The sequence below is a fragment of the Arthrobacter sp. zg-Y916 genome (genome assembly GCF_020907385.1).
Lineage (GTDB): Bacteria > Actinomycetota > Actinomycetes > Actinomycetales > Micrococcaceae > Arthrobacter_B > Arthrobacter_B caoxuetaonis.
In genome coordinates this window covers 20940-43212 of record NZ_JAJJOD010000002.1, presented here as the reverse complement: position 1 = coordinate 43212, position 22273 = coordinate 20940, and the positions used below count along the sequence as shown (strand labels likewise).

24 protein-coding genes and 1 tRNA gene are annotated in these 22273 nt (G+C 66.1%); 7 read left to right on the top strand and 18 right to left on the bottom strand.

Translation table 11 applies throughout. From position 1 onward, the window contains the following. Positions 1-8: 8 nt before the first annotated feature. From LOC59_RS05490 to LOC59_RS05475, 4 genes are all read right to left on the bottom strand, one after another. Positions 9-392 (bottom strand): VOC family protein, encoded by a 384-nt coding sequence (locus tag LOC59_RS05490; RefSeq protein ID WP_227897169.1) that lies wholly within the window; start codon positions 390-392, stop codon positions 9-11. Positions 393-442: 50 nt separating this feature from the next. After that, a complete protein-coding gene (locus LOC59_RS05485) occupies positions 443-1927 on the bottom strand; it encodes an FAD-dependent monooxygenase (protein ID WP_229970943.1) in 1485 nt (494 codons plus the stop codon). Positions 1928-2008: 81 nt separating this feature from the next. Further along, the gene (locus tag LOC59_RS05480) at positions 2009-3085 is read right to left on the bottom strand and encodes a PQQ-dependent sugar dehydrogenase (protein WP_229970942.1); all 1077 of its coding nucleotides are present in this window, start codon (positions 3083-3085) and stop codon (positions 2009-2011) included. 106 nt (positions 3086-3191) lie between these two features. Beyond that, complete coding sequence (locus tag LOC59_RS05475) at positions 3192-3959, bottom strand: SDR family NAD(P)-dependent oxidoreductase (protein ID WP_229970939.1); 768 nt, start codon at positions 3957-3959, stop codon at positions 3192-3194. A gap of 288 nt (positions 3960-4247) precedes the next feature. Between LOC59_RS05475 and LOC59_RS05470 the strand changes: the two genes are divergently transcribed. After that, positions 4248-4604 carry a hypothetical protein gene (locus LOC59_RS05470; protein WP_229970937.1) on the top strand — a complete coding sequence of 119 codons (357 nt, stop codon included), beginning with the start codon at positions 4248-4250 and terminating at the stop codon, positions 4602-4604. Here the strand turns inward: LOC59_RS05470 and LOC59_RS05465 are convergent. Beyond that, entirely contained in the window at positions 4601-5161 is a 561-nt protein-coding gene (locus LOC59_RS05465; RefSeq protein ID WP_229970935.1) for a small multidrug efflux protein, read from the bottom strand. The genes LOC59_RS05470 and LOC59_RS05465 overlap by 4 nt on opposite strands. A gap of 138 nt (positions 5162-5299) precedes the next feature. Between LOC59_RS05465 and LOC59_RS05460 the strand changes: the two genes are divergently transcribed. Then, the gene (locus LOC59_RS05460; protein WP_229970933.1) at positions 5300-5920 is read left to right on the top strand and encodes a hypothetical protein; all 621 of its coding nucleotides are present in this window, start codon (positions 5300-5302) and stop codon (positions 5918-5920) included. On the opposite strand, the gene LOC59_RS05455 is transcribed toward LOC59_RS05460, so the two are convergent. The 3 genes from LOC59_RS05455 to LOC59_RS05445 all read right to left on the bottom strand — a co-directional run bounded on the left by LOC59_RS05455 (position 5917) and on the right by LOC59_RS05445 (position 7522). Then, complete coding sequence (locus LOC59_RS05455; RefSeq protein WP_229970931.1) at positions 5917-6720, bottom strand: MerR family transcriptional regulator; 804 nt, start codon at positions 6718-6720, stop codon at positions 5917-5919. The genes LOC59_RS05460 and LOC59_RS05455 overlap by 4 nt on opposite strands. A 44-nt stretch (positions 6721-6764) precedes the next feature. Next, positions 6765-7061, bottom strand: a complete 297-nt coding sequence (locus LOC59_RS05450) for a hypothetical protein (RefSeq protein WP_229970929.1) — start codon at positions 7059-7061, stop codon at positions 6765-6767. A gap of 80 nt (positions 7062-7141) precedes the next feature. Next, the gene (locus LOC59_RS05445) at positions 7142-7522 is read right to left on the bottom strand and encodes a GNAT family N-acetyltransferase (RefSeq protein WP_229970927.1); all 381 of its coding nucleotides are present in this window, start codon (positions 7520-7522) and stop codon (positions 7142-7144) included. Positions 7523-7667: 145 nt separating this feature from the next. Between LOC59_RS05445 and LOC59_RS05440 the strand changes: the two genes are divergently transcribed. Together LOC59_RS05440 and LOC59_RS05435 are read left to right on the top strand one after the other, a co-directional pair. Then, on the top strand, positions 7668-8141 hold the full coding sequence (locus tag LOC59_RS05440; RefSeq protein ID WP_227917167.1) for a MarR family winged helix-turn-helix transcriptional regulator: 474 nt from the start codon (positions 7668-7670) through the stop codon (positions 8139-8141). Positions 8142-8232: 91 nt separating this feature from the next. Then, positions 8233-9363, top strand: coding sequence for an NAD(P)-binding domain-containing protein (locus LOC59_RS05435; RefSeq protein WP_229970925.1), 1131 nt, complete (start codon positions 8233-8235; stop codon positions 9361-9363). A 232-nt stretch (positions 9364-9595) separates the two neighbouring features. Here the strand turns inward: LOC59_RS05435 and LOC59_RS05430 are convergent, their stop codons facing one another. From LOC59_RS05430 to LOC59_RS05390, 9 genes are all read right to left on the bottom strand, one after another. Continuing rightward, positions 9596-10351 carry an SDR family oxidoreductase gene (locus LOC59_RS05430; protein WP_229970923.1) on the bottom strand — a complete coding sequence of 252 codons (756 nt, stop codon included), beginning with the start codon at positions 10349-10351 and terminating at the stop codon, positions 9596-9598. Between the two features lie 146 nt (positions 10352-10497). Then, positions 10498-10571, bottom strand: a tRNA-Pro gene (locus LOC59_RS05425). A gap of 137 nt (positions 10572-10708) precedes the next feature. Continuing rightward, positions 10709-12247, bottom strand: a complete 1539-nt coding sequence (gene der, locus LOC59_RS05420; RefSeq protein ID WP_229970921.1) for a ribosome biogenesis GTPase Der — start codon at positions 12245-12247, stop codon at positions 10709-10711. A 185-nt stretch (positions 12248-12432) separates the two neighbouring features. Then, complete coding sequence (gene cmk / locus LOC59_RS05415) at positions 12433-13134, bottom strand: (d)CMP kinase (protein ID WP_227897196.1); 702 nt, start codon at positions 13132-13134, stop codon at positions 12433-12435. Further along, on the bottom strand, positions 13131-14240 hold the full coding sequence (locus tag LOC59_RS05410; protein ID WP_227897197.1) for a prephenate dehydrogenase: 1110 nt from the start codon (positions 14238-14240) through the stop codon (positions 13131-13133). Before LOC59_RS05410 ends, cmk begins: the two co-directional genes overlap by 4 nt. Before the next feature lie 3 nt (positions 14241-14243). After that, positions 14244-15329, bottom strand: a complete 1086-nt coding sequence (locus tag LOC59_RS05405; protein WP_227897198.1) for a pseudouridine synthase — start codon at positions 15327-15329, stop codon at positions 14244-14246. 24 nt (positions 15330-15353) lie between these two features. Further along, a complete protein-coding gene (gene scpB, locus LOC59_RS05400; RefSeq protein ID WP_227897199.1) occupies positions 15354-15995 on the bottom strand; it encodes an SMC-Scp complex subunit ScpB in 642 nt (213 codons plus the stop codon). Beyond that, a complete protein-coding gene (locus LOC59_RS05395; protein WP_442860570.1) occupies positions 15976-16881 on the bottom strand; it encodes a segregation and condensation protein A in 906 nt (301 codons plus the stop codon). The genes scpB and LOC59_RS05395 overlap by 20 nt, the downstream gene beginning before the upstream one ends. Continuing rightward, positions 16859-17758 (bottom strand): ParA family protein, encoded by a 900-nt coding sequence (locus tag LOC59_RS05390; RefSeq protein WP_227897200.1) that lies wholly within the window; start codon positions 17756-17758, stop codon positions 16859-16861. Before LOC59_RS05390 ends, LOC59_RS05395 begins: the two co-directional genes overlap by 23 nt. 268 nt (positions 17759-18026) lie before the next feature. Here LOC59_RS05390 and LOC59_RS05380 point away from each other — a divergent pair, with 268 nt between their 5' ends. After that, entirely contained in the window at positions 18027-18218 is a 192-nt protein-coding gene (locus LOC59_RS05380) for a hypothetical protein (protein ID WP_442860569.1), read from the top strand. A 90-nt stretch (positions 18219-18308) separates the two neighbouring features. Here the strand turns inward: LOC59_RS05380 and LOC59_RS05375 are convergent, their stop codons facing one another. Beyond that, a complete protein-coding gene (locus tag LOC59_RS05375; protein WP_229970919.1) occupies positions 18309-19712 on the bottom strand; it encodes a cation:dicarboxylate symporter family transporter in 1404 nt (467 codons plus the stop codon). A gap of 198 nt (positions 19713-19910) precedes the next feature. Here LOC59_RS05375 and LOC59_RS05370 point away from each other — a divergent pair, with 198 nt between their 5' ends. Then, a complete protein-coding gene (locus tag LOC59_RS05370) occupies positions 19911-21578 on the top strand; it encodes a sensor histidine kinase (RefSeq protein ID WP_229970918.1) in 1668 nt (555 codons plus the stop codon). Continuing rightward, a complete protein-coding gene (locus tag LOC59_RS05365; RefSeq protein ID WP_227917161.1) occupies positions 21575-22270 on the top strand; it encodes a response regulator in 696 nt (231 codons plus the stop codon). Before LOC59_RS05370 ends, LOC59_RS05365 begins: the two co-directional genes overlap by 4 nt. Positions 22271-22273 lie beyond the last annotated feature (3 nt).

Sequence of the window (22273 nt, the reverse complement as noted above, 5' to 3'; positions counted from 1 at the left end):
CGGTCCGGTCAGACCCACTGCACGAGCTGGATGATCAGGCCGTTCGGATCCCGGTACTGGGCATAGCGTTCGCCCCACGGCTCGGTCTCCGGCGGGGTAACGACGTCGGCGCCGGCAGCAGCCAGATGCGCGTGGCGCTCATCCAGGTCCCCGACTACCAGCACCAGCAGGAGGCCGTCCCCGGCACGTCCTGCGATCTCTGCAGGTTTGAAGGTCGGGAGACCGGTGCGCAGGAAGACGATGTTCGGCCCGCCGTCGGGATGTTTCAGGGAAATGAACCCCTCGTCCTGCATTTCGGGACGGAAACCGAAGTGCTCCGTAAGGAAGCCAGCTGAGGCTCCCGGGTCGGGAACGTTGAGGGAGATCCCAAACGCGAGTATGCCGTCATCCACTGTTAGCTCTCCTTTCGCCTCCCGGCAGCCGCTGGCAGCTGTCCGGCCATTCAGTTCACGTCGGCCAGCTTCACCAGGCTCGGCAGGCTCGGCGGACCGAACCAGGTTTCCAGAGCTTCGACCAGGTCTGCCTGACTCCCGGCGGAGGTCCCGCCGTCGTCGGGTTCGCCCTCCAGCCAGGCGATGTGCCCGTCCGGACGCAGCAGCAGCGAGGGTGTCTGCGGATCGGAGCCGGGTTCAATGAACTGGTCCACCCGGTCTTCCCAGCCTTCAAGCAGCAGCTCTCCGGTCCGGTCCAGGAGGACTCCGCGCCCGGTATGCATCCGCGCATAGAGTGTTCCCTGCCCCAGCCGGACATCCCGCTGCCGGCGCCCAAGCAGGTCGGGGCCGGGTCCGAAGTCGTACCGGATGTCCAAGGACGTGATCTTGCCGATCAGGCGCCGGTTCACGGCATCTAACTCCATCAGCTCCGTGAGCAGCTTCCGCACGGCCTGCGGTCCCGGTTCCGTCGAAGCCAGTTCGGACTGGGCACGGGCGGTGTTCAGGACGTCGGCTGCCACCGGATGCCTTTCGGTGAAGTACGTGTCCAGGAGTTTTTCCGGCGCCCATCCGTTCACGGCTGCGGCAAGTTTCCAGCCCAGGTTCAGGGCGTCCTGAAGGCCAAGGTTCAGTCCCTGGCCGCCGAAGGGCGGGTGGACGTGCGCGGCGTCGCCGGCCAGGAACACCCTGCCGGCCCGGTAGGCGTCAGCCAGCCGCGTTGCATCACCGAACCGGGAGATCCAGCGGGGTGAATGTGCACCAAAATCCGTGCCGGCGTAGGTATTCAGCTGCCGTTTCAGTTCCCGAAGGTCAGGCGGAACGGTGCGGTCTTCAGCCACGCCGTCCGCGGGAACCACCACTCGGAAGACACCGCCTTCCACGGGTCCTGCACCGAAGTCACGGTGGGTCTCACGAACCCGCGCTGACACGGCGGCCACCTCTTCCGGTGCCGCCGTGAGGTCCACCTCGGCCAGCAGGAATTCCCTCCTGCTTGGTTCCCCCGGGAACCCGATCCCCGCCAGGGACCGAACGGTGCTGCGGCCCCCGTCACATCCCACCAGATAGCGCCCGCGGACCTCACTCCCGTCTGCCAGAGTGACCAGGACGCCGGCGTCGTCCTGCATGAGGCCGGTAAGTTCATGTCCCCGGCGGATGTCAACGCCAAGTTCGAGGGCTCGGCGGGTCAGCACGGCCTCGGTCTCGGTCTGCGGGATCCCCAGCACGTACGGATGTGTCGTGTCCAGGTCCGGCGCCGTGCGGAGAATGCCTGCAAAGAACCCGTCGAGCGGATGCCGCGTGCCGGCAGCAGCGAAGTGCTCGCCCAGTCCGCGCTGGTCCATGATCTCGATGCTGCGTGAGTGCAGGCCCAGGGCGCGGACAATGCTGGTCGGCTCCGGGGCCCTGTCCAGGACCAGCACATCCACGCCGTGCAGGCGCAGTTCGCTGGCCAGGAAAATCCCGGTTGGCCCGGCTCCGGCAACGATGACTTCGGGCACGGATCTCCCCTCGCAAATTGCTGGCAGCTGTGTTCTCGATGAAGCGTACGTCCGCGTCGGCGAAATGTTGAGGGCAGCGGTTCAGCGTTGAAGTTCCAGGCGCAAAATCCGGTCATCCTCCGCTCCCGGATTTCCCCGCCCGTCCGTGTTGCCCGTCAGGACCCAGAGACTGCCGTCCGGCGCAGATACTGCATCGCGAAGCCGGCCCTGGCCCGCCAAATGTTCGACGGCGCTGCCCGGGTCTTCCAGCGGCACTTCCCGGAGCCGCTCTCCGCGCAGGTTCGCGATGAACAGTGAGTTCCCCACCACTGCGATGCCACTGGGACTGGCGGCACCGGGCTCCCACTGCTGCACGGGATCGATGAATCCGTCCCGGCCCGCCGTCCCCTCCGCTTCGGGCCATCCGTAGTTGCCGCCAGGTTCAATAACGTTTAGTTCATCCCAGGTGTCCTGGCCGAATTCACTCGCATACATGGTTCCGTCCGCGTCCCAGGCGATGCCCTGCGGGTTCCGGTGCCCGTAGCTGTATACCGGAGACCCGGGGAACGGGTTGTCAGCGGGAACGGCGCCGTCGGGCATCAGCCGCAGGATCTTGCCGGAGAGCGACCCGGTGTCCTGGGCGCTCTCCCGGTTTCCGGCGTCGCCGGTCGTCGCGTACAACATGCCGTCCGGTCCGAAGGCAAGGCGGCCCCCGTTGTGGACGGGACCTGCCGGGATGCCCGCGAGCATGGTCTGCGGCTCACCCAGTGCCAGGGACCCCGGCGCGCCGCTGAGTTCACGGCGTTCGATCCGGTTCTCCCGGCCGGCGGTGAGGTAGCTGTAGAGGTAGCCGTCCTGCACGGCGATGCCGAGCAGGCCGCCTTCTCCCCTGCCCTGCGCGTCGATCACTCCGACCCCGCGCTGGTTCCCTGTACCGTCCAGTTCCAGGATCCGTCCGGAATCCCGTTCGCTGACCAGTGCGGTGTCTCCGTGGAACGCCACGGACCACGGCGCCTGGAGACCGGTGGTCAGCGTCTCCGGTTCGGAAAGACCGGCCGTGGGGACCGTGGGCGCGACCTGGCTGGGCTGGTCAGCGCCAATGCCGCTGCAGCCGGAAAGCACCAGTACGACGGCGGCAGCCAGCGCGGTCTTCCGTGTCCGGGACAGCGGGGAACCCATGACAGCTCCTAGGTTGGTATCTGCCAGCGAAGGTACCAGTTCTGCCCGGAAGCCGCCTTAGGCACCAAGGACACCCGGCATGTACGGCCTTGCCGGGGGACTCACCCTAATCCGGGCTCATGCCGCCGGTCAGGTTCAGCACCGTGCCGTTCATACTGGCCGCCCCTCCGGCGGCAAGGAAGACCGCGGCCCGTGCCACGTCGCAGAGTGTGGGAAGAGTGCCGCTGGTGGTGAGGGATTCAAGGAACCGGGTGAACTCCTCCAGCTCCATGGGCAGGTCTGGAGTGGCGCCGATGGTCTCGCGAATCCGGTGCGGACGCAGGCATACGGTCCGGACACCGGCTGCACCGGTTTCCGCCGCGAGCGTTCGCGTCAGGCCCTCTACCGCGGCGCAGGCGGCGGAGAACCCGCCAACTCCGGCAAGGGCAAGCCGCGCCGGTGACGCCGAAAGCATCAGGATGGTTCCGCTGCCCTGGGGCACCATGTACCGGGCCGCGGACCGTGCGGTGAGGAACTGGGTGCGCAGCCATCCGGCGGCGGGAGCCACGACGTCGTCAGCGTCCATCTCCAGCAGCGGGATGCCCTGGACCCGCGGAATCTCAACGGCATTCAGCAGAACATCGATCCGCCCGGCGAGGTCCGCCACCGCGCTGGTGTGGGCATCCACCTCCACAGGACTGTAGGCATCCACACCGCCGCTGACGTGCACTTCGGCTCCCAGTGCCCGAACCTTTTCGGCCGTGGCATGCACTGATGGTTCACGGTGGCCGGCGAGGTAGAGTTTCGCACCCTGCCGGGCGAATTCCTGTGCCACGGCCCCGCCAATCGCTCCCCCGGCACCGTGGATGATCACGTTCAGCGTTTCTGCGGGCATCCTGGGCTCCTGTTGGTGCAAGGAGGAAACCGGCCGGAGAACTCCTGCCGGTGGGGAAACGCTAGCAGTGCGCCATCCCCGCCGTCAGCTGGATCGGCGCGTGCAGCCCTGCCTGGAACCCAAGGCCATTTTGTCCCACCCCTGTTTCCGGTCCGGCAGCTGCGGCACAGTGGAAGAACATCCCGGACTCAACAGGAAGCAGGTGGTACCCGTGGAGGTTCTCTTCCTGCACGGAGCAGGCGGGTGGAGAGATGATCAGCCGATCGCCGGGGAACTCCCTGGAGTCCGATGGGAGAGGAAACAGTCATAGTGGGCCACTCCTTTGGTTCTTCCATGGCGCTGCTGCGACTTGCCGCTTCTGCCCCGGAACCGCTGCCCCGGGGGATGGTGCTGCTGGCTACGCCGTTCTGGGGGCAGGAGGGCTGGCAGGCCGAGTATGCGCTGCCCGCGGACTTCACGCTGCCCCCTGGCCTGCCGGTATTCCTGCACCACTGCCGCGACGACGGCACGGTTCCCTTCGAGCACCTGGCCAGTTACGAGAGGCTGCTGCCCGCTGCAGTGATCCGCCGCCACAAGACCGGCGGGCACCAGTTCGAGGAACGGATGGACGCGGTAGCCGGGGATGTGGCGGCCCTGGGCTCCTAGACCCCGACGACGAACCGAAGCGCACTCCAGATGAGGACCGTTGAGATGGTGGTCCAGAGAAGAATCGCCACGCCTTGCCACAGCAGAACCCACCGGCGGGAGGTACCGCCGGCCACAAGGATCGACGCGGTGAACTGGGTGGGGATGGCCAGCGGACCCAGGATGCTTGCTCCGGGAACACCGAAGCGGACAAGCCACCGCTTGAAGCGGATGCGTCCCTTTGACTCCGGTTGGGCAGGACGGGCCGCGACGAGTGTCGCTGCACTGCCGCCTGCCGCGACCGCTTCCGCCGCCCGGGCATCGACGCGGTTGGTAACGGCGGTCCGCGCGCCGGAGGTAAGCATCACCACGAGCAGGACGCTGACAAAGTTGCCGATAGCAGCCGCGGCGGCCGCAAGGACGGGATTCAGTCCGCCGACGATGCCGATCAACACGCCGGCTTCATTTTCGAGGAAGGGGATGGTCGCTGCGAGCATCAGAATAAAGGGTTGAAGGAACTCAGGCACCTGGCCTAGAAGCTCCTGAAAGTTGTGGACGAGTTCCTGGATGGGTTTCATCTGTCCTGTTCCTAGTCTTCCCGCCGAGGGCCTGTCCCTCGGGTTGGAGACAGTAGAAACCCTGTTCCGGGAACATAGTGTCCGATGGTTCGAACCAGGGCCGCCTATCCGGGGCGGACACGGTTCGAAAGGCCGGACATGCAAGTGAAACCAGGCAGCGCCCCCGCGCTGCAGCCTTTCCGGTGGTGGCAGGCGTTCTCCCGTTCGTTGTTCCACCTTCGGCTCATGGACCAGGCGGAGACGTGGTCTGTCGATGTGCGGCACGGAGGCGATGAAGAGGGCGAGGTGTACGTGAACCTCTACCGCGACGGCCTGCAGATGGCCCGCGTCAAGCCTCCGGCCAGTTTTCCCCTCCCGGGAGGGACCATCCGCGTGGCTGTGAGCATGTACGGCGTGAGGCAGGCCGACTACCTAGCCCATGACGGCACCGTGCAGCAGCTCACCCCTGATATGTCCTCGGCGGAGGGGTGGCGTGCGCATCTGGACCAAACGCGGCCTGCTCTGAGCCGGCTCCTTGGGCGGGCGTCCGCGACAGTGCTCCTCGTAAGCCTTGTCCTCGGGGTGCCGCAGCTTCTGGAGTCGGTCACATCGATCCCGCCGGTCGCGGAAAGCATCGGCACGTTTGCCAGCCCGTTCTTACTGCCAGCGTGGGCTAACACATCGCTCTTCCTGGCGGGCGTGGCCGCCAGCACCGAGCGGGCACTGAGGCTGCGCTATAACTGGCTGCTGGACGGAGGCCTCCTTAGCGACGGCGGTTAGCTGGTACGGGCACCAGGCCCTTCGGCGCGCTGATCCTGCACCTCGATGTGCTCCTGCGCAGCGCTGTGATCCTGCACGCTGGCGAGCAGTTCGCCGGCCATCACGTTCGCGCGGAAGAGTACGTCCAGCTGTGCTTCGTTGTAGAGCTCGGTCAGGGCATCCCCGAACGCCTCGGTGCTGATTTGGGTTCCCCTGGGCAGGTGGGCGGCAGGATCACTCAGCCATGGATACGCGGCGAGGTGCTTCACAATGATCGCCGCCACCCTCCGGGCCAGTTCCTCGCGGGTCTGCTCATCGGCGTCCGGGGGCAGGTTGTCGATGTCCGGACCGGTGTCATCGGTCTCGTCTGCAGTCATTTCCCGAATGTCCGCCAGCGCGTCTTCATCGTAGAGCTGGCTCATGATGTGGACGATTGAGCGGTCATTCTCCGACAGGCGGGAGGCGACGGCTTCGAAGCCTGCAGGCACGTCCGCCGGCGCCTGGTGCTGGAGGATCGCGGCAATGTGCGCGCGTGCTTCCTGCAGGGACTCGATGCGCAGCTGGAGCTCGGCGTCTACGTCCCGCAGCACATCGGGGGTGCCTCCCCCTCCCGAGCTGACTTCGCGCATTTGTGAGAGCGGAATGCCCAGGACGGCGAGCCGCCGGATACGCAGCAGGCTCACCAGATGCCGCACCTCGTACTGCTTGTAGCCGTTGTAGCGGCGGTCAGGTTCCGCGAGGAGGCCCAGCCGGTGGTAGTGGCGGACGGTGTTCACCGTCGTACCCGCCAGGTCAGCCAGTTCACGCGTGCTCCACGGCATCTCAAAGCTCCTTTCCGCCCCCAGGGATTCCCCCAAAGGAGAGTCTACGGAGCCGCTGCGGTACCCGGTTGTCCTCCCGGACCGCCTCGGAGGACGTGTTTAGCATCCGCGATGACGGGGACCAGGATGCCGTCGCCGCGGTCAGGATCCGGAATGGTCAATTCCGGATCCACAAAATAGACGCCGCGGCCCTCCAGCGTGAGCCTTCTGGCGAGTTCCAAGAGCATACGCCGTGCCACGTCGTCGAGCGAGGAAACCAGGGCAAAGTCCAGTACCACCCTGCTCTCGCCGATGTCACCTTCCACGAACTCGCGGATATGAGTCGTCCCCGGCCAGGGCACCCAACACTTCCGTCAGGTAGTCGTGCACGACTGAACGCTTTACCGCCCACCCTCCTTCAAGAACGTTCGTGAACCGCAGGTCACGAACCGGCCCTGGTGACTGCGGCGAAGTCTGCGGGTCTCGGCAGGCGGAACATCCCGCCGCCGGCCCGGAACTCGTCTCCGTGTTTCTTCAAATGGCGCCCGAACAACGGGCACACGGGCACAAGGGTGAGATTCCGGCGGGTGATATCCATGAGCACCTCGCCAAGGAGCAGCCCGGCCAGGCCGCGTCCTGCGAACTGTTCATCCACCTCGGTATGGAAAACGATGCGTTCATCCTCCGGCCCGGGAGGATCGATGAAGTCGGCTCTTCCCGCATGTACTCCGTCCACGGACACAATGTAGGCCCCCAAAAGCCCCGCTGGTGCGACGGTGACGGTTACTGATGCTCCGGTGCTGTCAGTGAGTTCCTGCGTCATGGGACTGTCCTTTGCTGCGGGCTGCTGCTGTTTGCGGGCCGGGAAAACCGGTTCCAGAACACAGCACGCGGTAGCTATTCGGAATGTAGTTGACATATGAATCATCGCGGATATGATTCACATGTCAACTACTTAGGAGTTTCTGATGAAGGCGGCCAAGCCTCGGCACCTGCCCACAAGCGTGGAATTCGCTGTCTGGAGGGCGCATATCGAATCCTTCGAGACCGCCCGCTCCCGTATCGAGTCCAGACTGCGCCGGGACTCCCAGCTTTCCGACGGCGATTACCGGGTCTTGCTCGCCCTCAGCGAGGCAGAGGGGAAGGCTATGCGTTCGTCGCGGCTCGCCGCCCATCTGGAGTGGGAGCGCAGCCGGCTCTCCGGCCAGCTGGGCCGAATGGAGAAACGAGGCCTGCTGCGCCGTGAACCGAGCCCGGAGGATGCGCGCGGCTCACTCGTCGTTCTTACCGACGAGGGTGCCCGCGCCTTTCGGGGCAGCACCCTCCCCCACCTCGCTGCCATCAAAGAGATCTTTATCGACGCGTTTACGCCGGAGCAGCTGGCCAATTTGGAGGACGCTGCTGCGGCACTGCGCACCCATTTAGGAATGCCGGCACGCTGACGGCTGCCGAAGCCCGGCAGCCCTACGAAGGGAATGAAGCCATGCATCCAGGCATTTACGCAGTGATACTCATAGCCCAGGAGGCCCCGGGATGCATACCGCTTCGCAGCAGCACGGCACCGATACGCGGGACCACCCGGTCCGCCGGGCCGGCGTCGTTGTCATCGGTGCCGGCCAGGCAGGACTTTCAGCCGGCTACCACCTGAGCCGGCGCGGTTTCACAAGCGCCCTGGCCGGCGGCGATGCCGAGAGAAGCTTCGTGATGCTCGACGCCGGGACGGCACCCGGCGGAGCCTGGCTGCACCGCTGGGAATCCCTCACCATGGCCACCGTCAACGGCATCTTCGACCTCCCGGGGTTCCGGCAGAGCCCTCCTGACCCCGGCACACCGGCCCGCATCGCCGTGCCTGCCTACTTCGCAGCGTTCGAGGAACACATGCAGCTTCCGATCCTGCGCCCCGTGCAAGTGCTTTCCGTATCCCCCGCGGATGATGATCCCGACGGTGAACTGCTCATAGAGTCCGACGCCGGGACGTGGACCGCGCGGGCGGTCATCAACGCCACCGGAACCTGGGACAACCCCACCCTGCCCGACTACCCGGGACGGGAGAGCTTTGCCGGACGCCAGCTCCACACCCGGGACTACGCCTCGTTGAAGGAGTTTGCCGGAAAACGCGTCGCCGTCGCCGGAGGCGGGATTTCCGCCATTCAGCAGCTGGAGGAGATTTCCCGGGTGGCCGAGGTCTTCTGGTACACCCGGCGGGAACCGGTTTTCCGCGACGAGCCGTTCACTCCGGACGTCGGGAAGGACGTGGTAGCCCGGGTGGCTGCCGATGTGCAGGCCGGCAACCCCACCGGCAGCGTGGTCTCCTACACGGGACTGCTGTGGACACCCTATGCCCTGGCGGCGAAGGAGCGCGGAGCGCTGCAGCGGAGGCCGATGTTCACGGCCATCGAGCCGGACGGTATCCGGGAGGCCGACGGATCGCTGACCCGCGTCGATGCGATCCTGTGGGCCACCGGGTTCAAGGCTTCGCTGAGCCATCTTGACCCGCTCCGGCTGCGCAACGAACGCGACGGGATCGAGGTCCATGGCACGGTGGCCGCTGCTGATCCGCGGGTTCACCTGATCGGATTCGGGCCCTCGCAGTCGACAGTTGGCGCGAACCGTGCCGGGAGGGAGGCTGTCCGGACCCTGACCTCAAGCCTGCTGCCCGCCTGACCCCGGCGCTTAGAGGAAGCTAGTGTTAGTGCACTGATTCACGGGCAGTGGCTGGCTGGGGTTCATGAGTGGGTGTCGTATCGGCAGCGCAGCGGTGTGGTGGCGGATGCCGGACGTCCACATCGAAGCTGGCCCGGCTGCCGTTTGTGAGGACAACCGGCAGCGAGAGGAGTTTCTGCCCGGCGGGCTAAGCCGACACCCTGTTCCCCGAACAGGGTCAACCCGGCACAGGTCAGGCGAGTCCGCCGTTGGGATAGATGACCTGCCCGTTGATCCAGCGGGAGGGCCCGGCAAGGAAGGCCGCAACTTCCGCGATGTCCTCCGGAGTACCGAGCCGTTCAAGCGGAGCGAGCTGGGCCAGGCGGTCGATGGCCTCCTGGTCCTTTCCGTTCAGAAACAGCGGAGTAGCTGTTGGGCCGGGCGCTATCGCATTCACGGTGATGTCACGGCCGCGGAGTTCCCGTGCCAGGACGGGGGTGAGCGCCTCAACGGCGGCTTTGCTGGCGGCGTAGGGCGCGTAGGTTGGGTGTTGCATCCGGGTCTGGCTGGTTGAGACGTTCACCAGCGCCCCGCCGCTCCGCAGCCGCTGCGCAGCGAGCTGGGACACCACGAAGCTTCCGCGGATGTTGGTGCGGTGCATCCGGTCCAGCTCATCCAAATCCAGGTCCACGACCGTCGAAAGGACCATAACGCCGGCGGTGTTAATAACGACGTCGATGCCCCCGAAGGCAGCCTCCACCTCGTCAAAGAGCCGGACCATGGCCGCTTCGTCGGCGACGTCGCCGCTGACGGCAATCGCCTGCCCACCGGTGCCGGTGATTTCGCGGACGACTTCAGCGGCTTTGTCGGCGTTTCCCATATAGTGAACGGCCACGGAGAATCCGTCCGCGGACAGACGCCGGGCGATGGCTCGGCCTATACCCCCCGATCCGCCGGTTACAAGTGCTGCCCGTGGTTGGGAATCCGAAGTGGTGCTGCCTTCAGCCATGCCGTACTCCTGTCGGGCCCATGAACGATAAGTACATCATTCACTAAATGGACGGTGTATCCACTAATTCCCCCGCCAACAGCCACTGCGCATCCATCAGACGCAAAAAGCTCCGGCGGACATACTGTCCGCCGGAGCTTTGTCTGTCGGGTTGACAGGATTTGAACCTGCGACCCCTTGACCCCCAGTCAAGTGCGCTACCAAGCTGCGCCACAACCCGTTCCGCTGATCCGTTGAGCCGGTTTGTTTCCGGCCGAACCAACTCAAATACTCTACAGCATCGTCAGCGTTTTTCCCGCATCGGCGGCGACCCCGGGGTTCACAGTGGCCCCGGGGCTGCCGGCCGTGCTGGAAGAGCTAGCGCTTGCTGGTCTTGCCGCGCTTCTCGCGGACGCGCATGGAGACCTCGATCGGCGTGCCTTCGAAACCGAAGGTCTCCCGCAGCCGCCGGGTGATGAAGCGGCGGTAGCCCGGATCCAGGAACCCGGTGGTGAAGAGGACGAACTTCGGCGGACGCGAGGAGGCCTGCGTACCGAAGAGGATGCGGGGCTGCTTGCCGCCGCGCACCGGGTGCGGGTGCGCGGCCACGAGCTCGCCCAGGAACGCATTGAGCTTGCCGGTGGGAATGCGCTTGTCCCAGTTCTCCAGGGCCAGGTCAAGGGCCGGAACCAGCTTGTCCTTGTGCCAGCCGGTCTTGGCGGAGATGTTGACGCTGGGCGCCCACTCAACGTGGGCCAGGTCCCGCTCGATTTCGATCTGCAGGTAGCGGCGGCGTTCGTCGTCGAGCAGGTCCCACTTGTTGAATGCCAGGACCAGTGCACGGCCGGAGTCGATCGCCAGCTGCAGGATGCGCACATCCTGCTCGGAGAGGACCTCGTCTACGGCCAGGAGCACGACGGCGACCTCGGCCTTCTCGAGTGCGGCCTGTGTGCGGAGGGACGCGTAGAAGTCGGCGCCCTGGGCCATGTGCTGGCGGCGGCGGATGCCTGCGGTGTCAACGAAGCGCCAAGTGCGCCCGCCGAGTTCGATCAGTTCGTCAACGGGGTCGCGGGTGGTGCCGGCGGTGTCGTCAACGACCACACGCTCGCTGCCAACCAGCTTGTTCAGCAGCGAGGACTTGCCCACGTTCGGACGGCCGATCAGCGCGATGCGGCGCGGTCCGCCGCTGGACTCCAGTCCACCGTAGGCGGAGTACTCGGGCAGCACGTCAAGGACGGCGTCGAGCATGTCACCGGTGCCGCGGCCGTGCAGGGCCGAGACGGGGTACGGCTCACCGAAGCCCAGGCCCCACAGGGTGGAAGCATCGGCTTCGTTCTGGATGTCATCAACCTTGTTGGCAACGACGATGACCGGCTTGCCCTTGCTGCGCAGCATGCGCACCACGGCTTCGTCCGTCGCGGTGATGCCCACGGTCGCGTCGACCACCAGCATCACGGCGTCAGCGACGTCGACGGCAATTTCTGCCTGGTCGGCAACGCGGGCGTGGATACCGCGGGCATCGTGCTCCCAGCCGCCGGTGTCCACGAGTGTGAAGTTCACGCCGTTCCAGGTGGCCGGGTAGGACACGCGGTCACGGGTGACGCCGGGGGTGTCTTCCACCACGGCTTCGCGGCGGCCAAGGATACGGTTCACCAGGGTGGACTTGCCGACGTTGGGACGGCCGACGATCGCAACGACCGGGTCAAGCAGGACCGGAGCATCTTCGTCGAACTCATCGAAGCCGCCTGAGAGCAGTGCGGCGTCTTCCTCGTCGAGCTCATAGTCGGACAGCCCGGCGCGCAGGGTTTCGGCGCGCAGGTTGGCTTCGTCGTCGTCAAGGGCGGCAAGGCGCTCGTCGATCTGGTCCTCGCCTGCCGGGATGTACTCTTCGCCGTCAAAGGTCGGGTTGGCGTTCATAAACTATTGCTTTCTTTCCGTTGAGCCCGTCAGCGCAGGTGCGCCCGGCCGTCTCCGGACGTTCAGCCCGGGTAAGTTTTTTGGGGGCCGGACACGGAATTATTCCGTGCCGCCACCAGTCCATTGAAACACGGCAAGGCGCCGGGACCCCATTGGGACCCCGGCGCAGCACGTGCAGCCCGTGGTTAGTGCGTACTGGCGAAAACCACGTCCAGGACCGCCTGGACCGTTTCTTCGAAGTCCAGGTCGGAGGAATCGACCGTCACCACGCCGTCGGCCGCCTGCTGGAAATTGACCACGGTGGAATCCTTCACGTCGCGCGTCAGGACCTGTTCGCGCAGCGCCGCGGCGCTCTGCGAGCCGCCCAGCTGCACACCGCGCCGGCGCAGGCGTGCCTCCTCGGACGCGGTAAGCAGGATCCGGACTTCGGCAGTGGGAGCCACCACCGTGGTGATGTCCCGTCCTTCGGCTACGATCCGCAGTCCGGAGTCCTTGATCAGCTGCTGCTGGCGGCGCACCAGCTCGGCCCGGGCACCAAGGGTGGTGGCCACGGCGGAGACGTTGGAGGAAACCTCCGGTTCACGGATCGCCTGGGTGACGTCCTCTCCCCCAACGAGCACCCATTCTGCGTCCGGTGACGTGCTCAGCTCAATGTCCGCATTGCGGGTGGCGGCTTCCACGGCCACGGCGTCGGTCAGGTCGATGCCGGCCCGCATGCAGGCGATGGTGACTGCCCGGTACATGGCGCCGGTGTCCAGGTAGTTGGCACGCAGCCGGCGCGCAACTTCCCGGCTGATGCTGGACTTGCCCGAGCCCGAAGGTCCGTCGATCGCCACCACCAGCGGCTTGCCCAGCCGGAACTGTGCCGGGTTCTGCTGTGCGTTCACTCCACTACCTTCCAGCCGCGGGCGGTCAGTGCGCTGACCAGCCCGTGCATCTTGCTCGGAAGAACCGAGATTTCGGCCCGTCCCACCTCGCGGCCGGAGGCATGCTCCAGGCGCAGGTCTTCCAGGTTGACGCCGATCTCCCCGATTTCGGTGAGCAGGCGCGCGATCTGGCCGGGTGTGTCATCCACCAGCACGGTGAAGCTGACGAAGGACTGCGGCGGGGTGCCGTGCTTGCCCGGAATCCGCGCCTGACCGGTATTGCCTTCGGAGATCAGCTGCGCCATGTCCAGGCGCGCGCCGTCGGCCGTCGGGTTTTCCAGCGTGTTGATGAGCCGGTTCAGGTCCTCGCGGACGCCGTGCAGGATGTTCACCAGACGCGGCGCGTTGCCGCTGAGGATCTGCACCCAGAGCTTGGGGTCGCTCGCGGCGATCCGGGTTACGTCACGCAGCCCGTTGCCCGCCAGCGCGAGGGCTGCCGGCGGAGTCTCCTGCAGGCGGCTGGCCACCAGTGAGGACATCACCTGCGGCAGATGGGAAATCAACGCTACGGACTGGTCGTGGTCCTCCGCGCTCATCCGGGACACCACGGCACCGAGGTCGATAGCGAGGGCTTCGGCCACCTTCACTGCGTCCGGGGAGCTGTGCTCCCCCGCGCAGATGACCCACGGCATCGACATAAAAAGATCACCCAGCGCTGCCACCGGACCGGACTTCTCCCGCCCGGCCATCGGGTGCGTACCCACGTAGCGGGACAGGTCGGCGCCGGATTCCTGCAGGTCGGCAAGCACAGCGGCCTTGACGCTGGCAATGTCCACTACGACGGCGGAGGGCCAGTCTTCCAGGGCCTGCGCCACCAGGGAGGCGGTAACGTCCGGCGGCGCGGCAACGACCACGAGCTGGGGAGCGAATCCCGCCTCGGCTTCGGCAAGCCGGCGGCCGGCACCGATGTCCCGTGCCACTGCTTCGGTGGAGGGAGAGATGTCCGAAAGTGCGACGTCGATGCCCCGGGCCCGCAGGCCCAGCCCGATGCTGGCACCAAGCAGCCCGGTGCCGATCACCAGGACCGGTCCGGACAGGTGTGTACCCCCGTTGGCCAGTACCGTCACGGGCTACAGCCCTACGGAAGCCAGCAGGTGGCCCACTTCGTGGCGGCCGAGGACGCGGATGCTGCCCTGGCGCTGGTCGTTGAGGCGGATCGGTCCCATCTGGGTGCGCACCAGGCGCTCCACCGGGTGGCCGACGGCGTCGAACATCCGGCGGACAATGCGGTTGCGGCCGGAGTGCAGGACAACCTCGACCAGGATGTGTCCGGGCGTGGAGTCCACCAGGCGGAAGGAATCGACCTTGGCGAAGCCGTCCTCGAGTTCGAGGCCTTCGCGCATCTGTGCGCCGACGCCGTGGGCCATGGGACCGCGGACCTGGACCAGGTAGGTCTTGGGAACCTCGTAGGAGGGGTGCGTGAGGCGGTTGGCCAGCTCACCGTCGTTGGTCAGCAGCAGCAGGCCCTCGGTGTTGTTGTCCAGGCGCCCAACATGGAACAGCCGCTCGTGCTTGTTCGTGCTCTTGAGGTAATCGCTGATGCAGGGACGGCCTTCGGGGTCCTCCATGGTGGAGATCACGCCGCGGGGCTTGTTGAAGACGTAGTACTTCTGGGTGTCATCCAGCTGCAGGCTCATGCCGTCCACGTGAATGGACACAGTCTTGGGATCGACGCGGACACCGAGCTCCGTGACGACCTCGCCGTCGACCTCTACCCGGCCTTCCTGGATCATTTCCTCGCACACCCGGCGGGACGCCACGCCGGCGCTGGCCATGACCTTCTGCAGGCGGATTCCCTCGGGATCGTGGTGGTCGGAGACTACGGGCTTGCCCGGACGGCGGGTGTGCGTCCGCTTGGTGACCGGGCCCAGGTTGTTGCCGAAACGCTCGTTGCGGAAAGCACGCTCGGAACCGCCCTTGCCCTTCGGGGCGCCGGTCTTGGGGCCGCCGGGCTTGAAACCGCCCGACTTCGGGGCGCCGGACTTGTAGCCGCCCGCCTTCGGGGCGCCGGATTTGGGTGCGCCGGAGGAAGAGGACTTGGGACCCCCCGTGCGTCCGCCGGCCGGCTTGGAGCCCTTGCCGAAGCCGCGGCCGCCTTCGGCGCCGCCTCCGCGCGGGGTGTTGCGGCCTGATCCGGAACGGGGTGCCTGTGTCATTGAGAAGTCCTTCGGGTGTAGCGGTTAATAAGTAGTTTCTTCAAATTCTGCGAGGTTTTCCAGCCCGGGCAGGTGGGGAGCAATCTGCGGCAGCTCCTCCAAGCTGCCGAGCCCCAGCTTTTCCAGGAAGTACGGAGTCGTGCTGTAGAGCAGCGAACCGGTTTCGGGTTCCGTTCCGGATTCCGCGACAAGCCCGCGCTGCAGCAGCGTGCGGACCACGGAATCGACATTGACTCCACGGATGGCAGAGACCCTGCTCCGCGACACCGGCTGGCGGTAGGCAATTACCGCCAGAGTCTCCAGCGCCGCCTGAGAAAGCCGGGCACTTTGTCCCTCGAGTACAAACTGCCCAACGACGTCGGCGAAGGCGGGACGGGAGTAGATGCGCCAGCCGCCTGCAACTTCCCGGAGCTCGAATCCACGCGGTTGCGGTGCAGACGGGCCAACGGGTCCGTCCCCAGTATAGCCGTCATACTCCTGGCGCAGATCGGCAAGCGTTTGTTCGGCTTCGGCCGGCTCCACTCCAAGCGCTTCGGCCAGCTCCGCGGCCGTGATGGGTTCGTTGATCACCATCAGCACCGCCTCGGCCGCGGCCTTGACCCCGCCGGGACGGGACGCCAGGGTGCCGCTTGCCGGGACTGCGTCCTCAGGGGTGAGCCGCTGCATGGGTCTCCTCGTCGTATTCTTCGGTCAGATCCTCTGCCGACCAGCCGGCTGCTGTGCCGTCGCCGTCGCCGGCGCCGGTCCAGGCGACCCGCAGCTCTCCCAGCGGTTCGGGCTGGTCGAAGGCCAGCACGCCGTCTCGGAACATTTCAAGCAGTGCCAGGAACCGGGCAACTGTTTCCAGCGCAGTGGCATCGGCGGTGAGCTCACTGAACGTGAGCGGACTGCGCTCCTGCAGCCGGCCGCTGATGATCCGGGCCTGTTCCCGGACGCTCACCCGAGGTGCGTGGAGGTGGGCAAGCCCCACTTCCGTCGGAGGACCCGGCTTGGGTTCCAGCGCCTTGACCGCCAGGGCGGCGAATTCCTCCGGGCTGCTGCGCCAGGCCAGCTCCGGCAGCATGGCTGCCAGATGCGGTTCAAGCGCTGTGTCACGGGGAAAACGCAGGCCTTCCTCGGCCAGGCGGGTGCCCATCAGGGAAGCCATCTGCTTGAAGGCGCGGTACTGCAGCAGGCGGGCGAAGAGCAAGTCCCGTGCTTCGAGCAGGGCGATGTCCTCGTCGTCCTCCACGTCTCCGGCCGGGAGCAGCTTTGCGGCCTTCAGGTCCAGCAGGGTGGCGGCAATGACCAGGAACTCGCTGGCTTCATCCAGTGCCCATCCCTGTCCGGACTCCGAGAGGGCGCGTATGTAGGCAATGAATTCATCCGTGACCGTGGCCAGGGCAATCTCGGTGATGTCCAGTTCGTGCTTGGAGATCAGGCCCAGCAGGACGTCGAAGGGTCCGCGGAAGTTCTCCAGCCGGACCTGGAATCCACCGGCCGCTGCCTCCGGCTCCCCCGCGTCGCCCGGACCTGCGTCCGCCGCCAGGCTAGGGAGCGCCGCCGCGGGCAATCAGTTCCTTGGCGAGACGGCGGTAGGATTCGGCACCGGCGTGGTTGCCGGCGTAGGAGGTGATCGGCTCGGCGGCGACGGTGGCGTCGGCGAACTTAATCGTGCGCTTGATGACGGTCTCGAAAACCTTGTCGCCGAAGGCCTCGACCAGGCGGCCGATGACCTCCCGGCTGTGGAGGGTCCGCGCGTCGTACATCGTAGCCAGGACGCCGTCGACCTGCAGGCCCGGGTTGAGGCGGTCCTGGACCTTCTCGATGGTTTCCACCAGGAGTGCGACGGCGCGAAGGGCGAAGAACTCGCAGATCAGCGGAATGATGACGCCGTGGGCTGCGGTAAGCGCGTTGACGGTCAGCAGGCCCAGGGAGGGCTGGCAGTCGATGAGAATGACGTCGTAGTCATCCGAGACCCGTCGCAGGGCGCGTTCGAGCACCTGTTCGCGGGCTACCTCGTTTACCAGTTGGACCTCGGCAGCGGAGAGGTCGATGTTGGCGGGCAGCAGGTCGATGTTCTCGACGTGCGTTTCCTGGATCGCGTCGCGGATGTCGACCTTGCGGTCCATCAGGACGTTGTAAACGGTGACGTCAAGCTCGTGCGGGTTGGTTCCCAGGCCTGCGGACAATGCGCCCTGCGGGTCGAAGTCGACCAGCAGGACCTTGCGGCCGGCTTCGGCGAGTGCGGCACCCAGATTGATGGTCGAGGTCGTTTTGCCGACGCCGCCCTTCTGGTTGACCATCGCGATGATGCGGGCGGGCCCGTGGGATGTCAGGACCGGAGGTTCGGGGAATTCCGTCAGCGGACGGCCCGTGGGGCCCATGGCTTCATCGGCCGCGCCCTGCGTTGCGTCCTGCAGAGTTGTGGAACCCTGTTCGCTGCTCACGTATAAATCCACGCTTCCGTATCTAGCTGTCCTGCTGTCTTGTCCAAGGTTACAACTGTGCAACTGCTATCCCGCGAATCGGCGCCCTGTAGCCCAGCGAGCCTTGACGCTCAACCTTAACTCGAACCTTGGGTGCATGACGCCGAAAACGGCCCGTTTGGTGTAAAACGGACCGTTCTGGGTGTTTTTTGCACTCCCGGCATTGTCGGTTTTGTAGACGAGGAATGAGGTTCCGTTTCCACTGCGGTAAATCAGGTTCTCCTCGTCCATGACCAGCGGCGGGTCCAGCGTCTACGCCAACGAACCGATCTACTTTGGGCTCGTTGCCTCGGCCGTGGTCTACGTCGTCGTCTCGCTCCTGACCCCGCGCACGGATGCTGCCGTCATGTCGGCGTGGGAGGAGCGCCTGGCCGGCCGGGAACGCGACGAAGCCGCTGCGGCGTCGCCGTCTTCCGCTTAACCGCACTGCCGCCCGGCGGCACACACACGAAAGGGCGCTCCCGCAGCATGCGGGAGCGCCCTTTCCGGCTGGCGGAGCAGCCTGGTGAAACTAGCTGCGGCCCGCGGCCGTGGACGGAACGGAGCTTTCCACCTCGCGGGAGACCTCGGTGGGTTCCGGCTCACCGGAACCGGCATCGACGTTCATGCTCGCTTCGTCGAAGGGCAGTTCCTTGTCCAGGACGCGGCGGACCTGCTCCTTGTCGATCTCCTTGGTCCAGGTTCCGATCAGCACGGTGGCCACGGCGTTGCCGGTGAAGTTGGTCAGTGCACGGGCCTCAGACATGAACCTGTCGATGCCCACGATCAGGCCAACGCCTTCGATCAGGTCCGGGCGGTGGGACTGCAGGCCGCCGGCCAGCGTCGCGAGGCCTGCACCGGTAACACCCGCAGCACCCTTGGAAGCAATGATCATGAAGACCAGCAGGGAGATCTGCTCGCCGAGTTCCAGCGGCTTGCCCATGGCGGAGGCGACGAACAGGGCTGCCATCGTCAGGTAGATGGCCGTGCCGTCAAGGTTGAAGGAATAGCCGGTGGGAACGGTGACGCCGACCACGGGCTTGGACACACCCAGGTGCTCCATCTTCGCGATGAGCCGCGGCAGGGCCACCTCGGAGGACGAGGTGGAGAAGATCAGCAGGTATTCGCGTCCCAGGTAACGCATGAGCTTGAAGATATTGAAGCCGGTCACGATCTTCATCAGGCCGCCCAGGATCACTGCGATGAACAGCACACAGGTCAGGTAGAAGGCAATCATCAAGGTCGCCATGCTCACGATGGCCTGCACGCCCGTTTCGCCGACGACGGCGGCAATCGCTCCGAAGGCGCCGATCGGAGCCAGCCACATGATCATCATCAGGATGCGGAAGACCAGCACCTGGACGTACCCGATGGCCTTGAGGATCGGAGCTCCGCCCTTGCCCATCTTCTGCAGCGCAAAGCCAACGAGCAGTGCCACGAAGAGGGTCTGCAGGATCGATTCCCCGGTCAGCGAGGCCAGGAGGGTCGTGGGAATGATCCCGAGCAGGAAGCCGACGGTGCCGCCGTCCTCCTCTGCAGCGGCAGGTGCGGCCGCACCGCTGGCTTCAAGGTCCAGCCCTTCGCCGGGGTGGATGAAGTTGCCGACTACCAGGCCGATCGCCAGGGCGAAGGTGGACATGATGATGAAGTAGCCCAGGGCCAGACCGCCCACCTTGCCCACGGTGGCCGCCTTGGCGATGGAGCCGATGCCCAGCACGATGGTGCAGAAAATCACCGGGGCGATCATCATCTTGATCAGCCCAATGAAGGCCGTGCCGAGCGGCTTCATGGACTTGCCGAGTTCGGGCGCTGCAAGGCCAATGACTGCGCCAAGTACCACGGCAGCGATCACGGCTATGTAGAGGACGTGGGTCTTGTCCTTCTTCTTGGCTTTAACCGGGGGCTGTTCGCCGCCGGGTATCGTGGCAGAGGCCATCGCATGCTCCTAGCTTCTTTGATAGACGTGCCCCGGCGGCGATAGACGCGGACGGAACCGGAAGTATTCCGCAGCTATCGTCGCCGCCCGCTGTGATGGCAGTCACTGTTGTGGTCATACTGTTCACGGCCATGCTGCCGCTGGACACGTGTGGCTGCTTCCGGTGGCTTCCGCGACGTACCCCAGCGAAGGAGACCCTTGCGCAAATGGAGCCTGGCCAGCAGGCTGCTCACCGGGCAGCTGGCCTTCATCCTGTGCCTGTCTGCCGGCCTGTCCTGGGCGCTCTACCTCCAAGCGGAGCAGCACAGCTATGAGGAAACCGCGGACCGCATGATGTCCGTGGCCGAGACCATCGCTGCGGACCCGTTTGTGCTGGAGTCCGTCAAGACTCCGGATCCCAGCGCCTTGCTGCAGCCCTATGCCGCCGAAGTCATGGCAACGGCGCACATCGATTTCCTGACCATCATGGCGCCGGACCGTACCCGGTTCACCCACCGCTCGGAGTCAGAGATCGGCAAGGCCTATCTCGGCTCCGTGGACCAGGCGCTGGCGGGCTCGTCCTTCACGGAAGTTTTCACCGGCACCCTTGGGCCGTCGGTGCGCGCGATTGTGCCGGTCACGGACGACGGCGGCGAGGTCCGGGCCCTGGTTGCTGCCGGATTGACTGTGGACAGGGTGGCGATTGCCAGGGACGCCGAACTGCCGGCTGTGTTCATCATTTCCATCGCGGCGCTGGCCTGGGGAACCCTGGCATCGTTCCTGCTCAGCCGCTATCTCCGGCGGACCACGCAGGACCGCCGGCCCGACGAGCTCGCGGATCTGTTCGCCTTCCACGATGCGGCACTGCATTCGGTCCGCGAAGGGCTGCTGCTCATCAACAACGACGGCGAGCTGGTGCTCTACAACGACCAGGCCGCGGAACTCCTGGGGCTAACGCCGGGGACCGGCAGTCCCGTCGATCCCAGGGACCTCGGCCTGCCGGCGACCCTCGCCGAACTGCTGCACGGCGGCCGCACCGCCGTCGATGAGTTCCATTTCACCCCCGACCGCATCCTGGTGGTTAACCAGTCCCCTGCCCTGGCCCCGGCCGGGCCAGCGCGGGGCCGTCCCGGCAGGCAGGGCAGGCGACCGGCTGAGCGGAGGCTGGGAACCGTCACCACTGTGCGTGACCACACGGAAGTGGAAGCGCTGACCGGAGAGCTGCAGTCCATGCGCACGCTGACGGATGCGCTGCAGGCCCAGGCCCATGAGCACGCCAACCGTCTGCACACCATCGTGTCGCTGATCGAGCTCGACCGCCCTGCGGAGGCACTTGAGTTCGCCACCCGCGACCTGGTGCAGTCCCAGCAGTTGGCGGACGACGTCGTTGCCGCCGTTGGCGAACCCGCCCTGGCCGCCCTGCTGGCCGGCAAAAAAGCGCAGGCCCGGGAGCGCGGAATCGCCTTGGTGCTGACCGTGGAGGAGGTGCCCGGGGACGGTTCCGGACCTGCCCTGCTGGACTCCGGTGAGCTGGTGACCATTGTGGGCAACCTGGTGGACAACGCCTTTGACGCGGTCCAGGGCCTGCCGGATCCCGAGGTCACGGTCCGTTTGGGCGTGGTGGAGAGCGCCGGCTCGCGCGGGTTCGAGCTCACCGTCCGGGACAGCGGACCGGGGATTCCCGCCGAGTCGAGGTCCCGTATCTTCGAGCAGGGATTCAGTACCAAGGATCCTGTGCAGGCTGCGGGGGCCGGGCGCGGTTTCGGCCTGGCCCTGGTAAACCAGGCGGTCCTGCGCCTTGGCGGGACGCTCGAAGTCGGCTCGCACCATGCCGGCGGGGCCCGCTTCACGGTTAGGTTGCCGCTTCCGGAAGGAGCGCGGCCATGACCCAGGGTTCCGATATCGCTGTCCTCGTGGTGGAGGACGAGTCCGTGGTGGCTGAGGCTCACGCGGAGTATGTGCGGCGCACCGAGGGATTCGCCCTGGCCGGCACCGCCCACACGGCCGCGCAAGCCATGGGGTTCCTCACCGGTCCGCGCGCCGGTGTGGACTTGGTCCTGCTCGATATGAACCTTCCGGACCTGCACGGGCTGGACCTGCTGCGCCGAATCCGGGGAGCCGGGATTCCTGCCGACGTTATTGCCATTACTGCCGTCCGCGACCTGGCCGTGGTGCGCGGGGCGATGTCCGCCGGGATTGTCCAGTACCTGATTAAGCCGTTCACGTATTCCGCTTTTGCCGCCAAGCTCGCCTCCTACCGCGAATACCACGCGAACCTTTCTGGCCAGGGTTCCTCTGCCACGCAGTCGGAAGTTGACCGCGCCCTCGCCGCACTGCGTCCGGCCGTTCCGGCGGCGCTGCCGAAGGGGCTGTCGCCGGAGACGCTGCGGACGGTGTCCGAGCTGCTGAAGGACGCGTCGAACCCGATGTCCGCCTCTGAAGTTTCTGCAGCACTGAAAATGTCGCGGATCACGGTCCGGCGCTACCTTGAGCACCTGACTGCCCAGCGGGCAGTCGTCCGTTCCCCGCGCTACGGTTCCCCCGGCCGGCCGGAACTCGAATACGCCTGGCGCCGCTGAGCT

Coding starts and splice junctions, on each gene's coding strand:
- LOC59_RS05480 (WP_229970942.1), bottom strand. CDS start 3,085: ATGGGTTCCCCGCTGTCCCGGACACGGAAGACCGCGCTGGCTGCCGCC.
- LOC59_RS05475 (WP_229970939.1), bottom strand. CDS start 3,959: ATGCCCGCAGAAACGCTGAACGTGATCATCCACGGTGCCGGGGGAGCG.
- LOC59_RS05470 (WP_229970937.1), top strand. CDS start 4,248: ATGGGAGAGGAAACAGTCATAGTGGGCCACTCCTTTGGTTCTTCCATG.
- LOC59_RS05465 (WP_229970935.1), bottom strand. CDS start 5,161: ATGAAACCCATCCAGGAACTCGTCCACAACTTTCAGGAGCTTCTAGGC.
- LOC59_RS05460 (WP_229970933.1), top strand. CDS start 5,300: ATGCAAGTGAAACCAGGCAGCGCCCCCGCGCTGCAGCCTTTCCGGTGG.
- LOC59_RS05455 (WP_229970931.1), bottom strand. CDS start 6,720: ATGCCGTGGAGCACGCGTGAACTGGCTGACCTGGCGGGTACGACGGTG.
- LOC59_RS05445 (WP_229970927.1), bottom strand. CDS start 7,522: ATGACGCAGGAACTCACTGACAGCACCGGAGCATCAGTAACCGTCACC.
- LOC59_RS05440 (WP_227917167.1), top strand. CDS start 7,668: ATGAAGGCGGCCAAGCCTCGGCACCTGCCCACAAGCGTGGAATTCGCT.
- LOC59_RS05435 (WP_229970925.1), top strand. CDS start 8,233: ATGCATACCGCTTCGCAGCAGCACGGCACCGATACGCGGGACCACCCG.
- LOC59_RS05430 (WP_229970923.1), bottom strand. CDS start 10,351: ATGGCTGAAGGCAGCACCACTTCGGATTCCCAACCACGGGCAGCACTT.
- der (WP_229970921.1), bottom strand. CDS start 12,247: ATGAACGCCAACCCGACCTTTGACGGCGAAGAGTACATCCCGGCAGGC.
- LOC59_RS05405 (WP_227897198.1), bottom strand. CDS start 15,329: ATGACACAGGCACCCCGTTCCGGATCAGGCCGCAACACCCCGCGCGGA.
- scpB (WP_227897199.1), bottom strand. CDS start 15,995: ATGCAGCGGCTCACCCCTGAGGACGCAGTCCCGGCAAGCGGCACCCTG.
- LOC59_RS05380 (WP_442860569.1), top strand. CDS start 18,027: ATGACCAGCGGCGGGTCCAGCGTCTACGCCAACGAACCGATCTACTTT.
- LOC59_RS05375 (WP_229970919.1), bottom strand. CDS start 19,712: ATGGCCTCTGCCACGATACCCGGCGGCGAACAGCCCCCGGTTAAAGCC.
- LOC59_RS05365 (WP_227917161.1), top strand. CDS start 21,575: ATGACCCAGGGTTCCGATATCGCTGTCCTCGTGGTGGAGGACGAGTCC.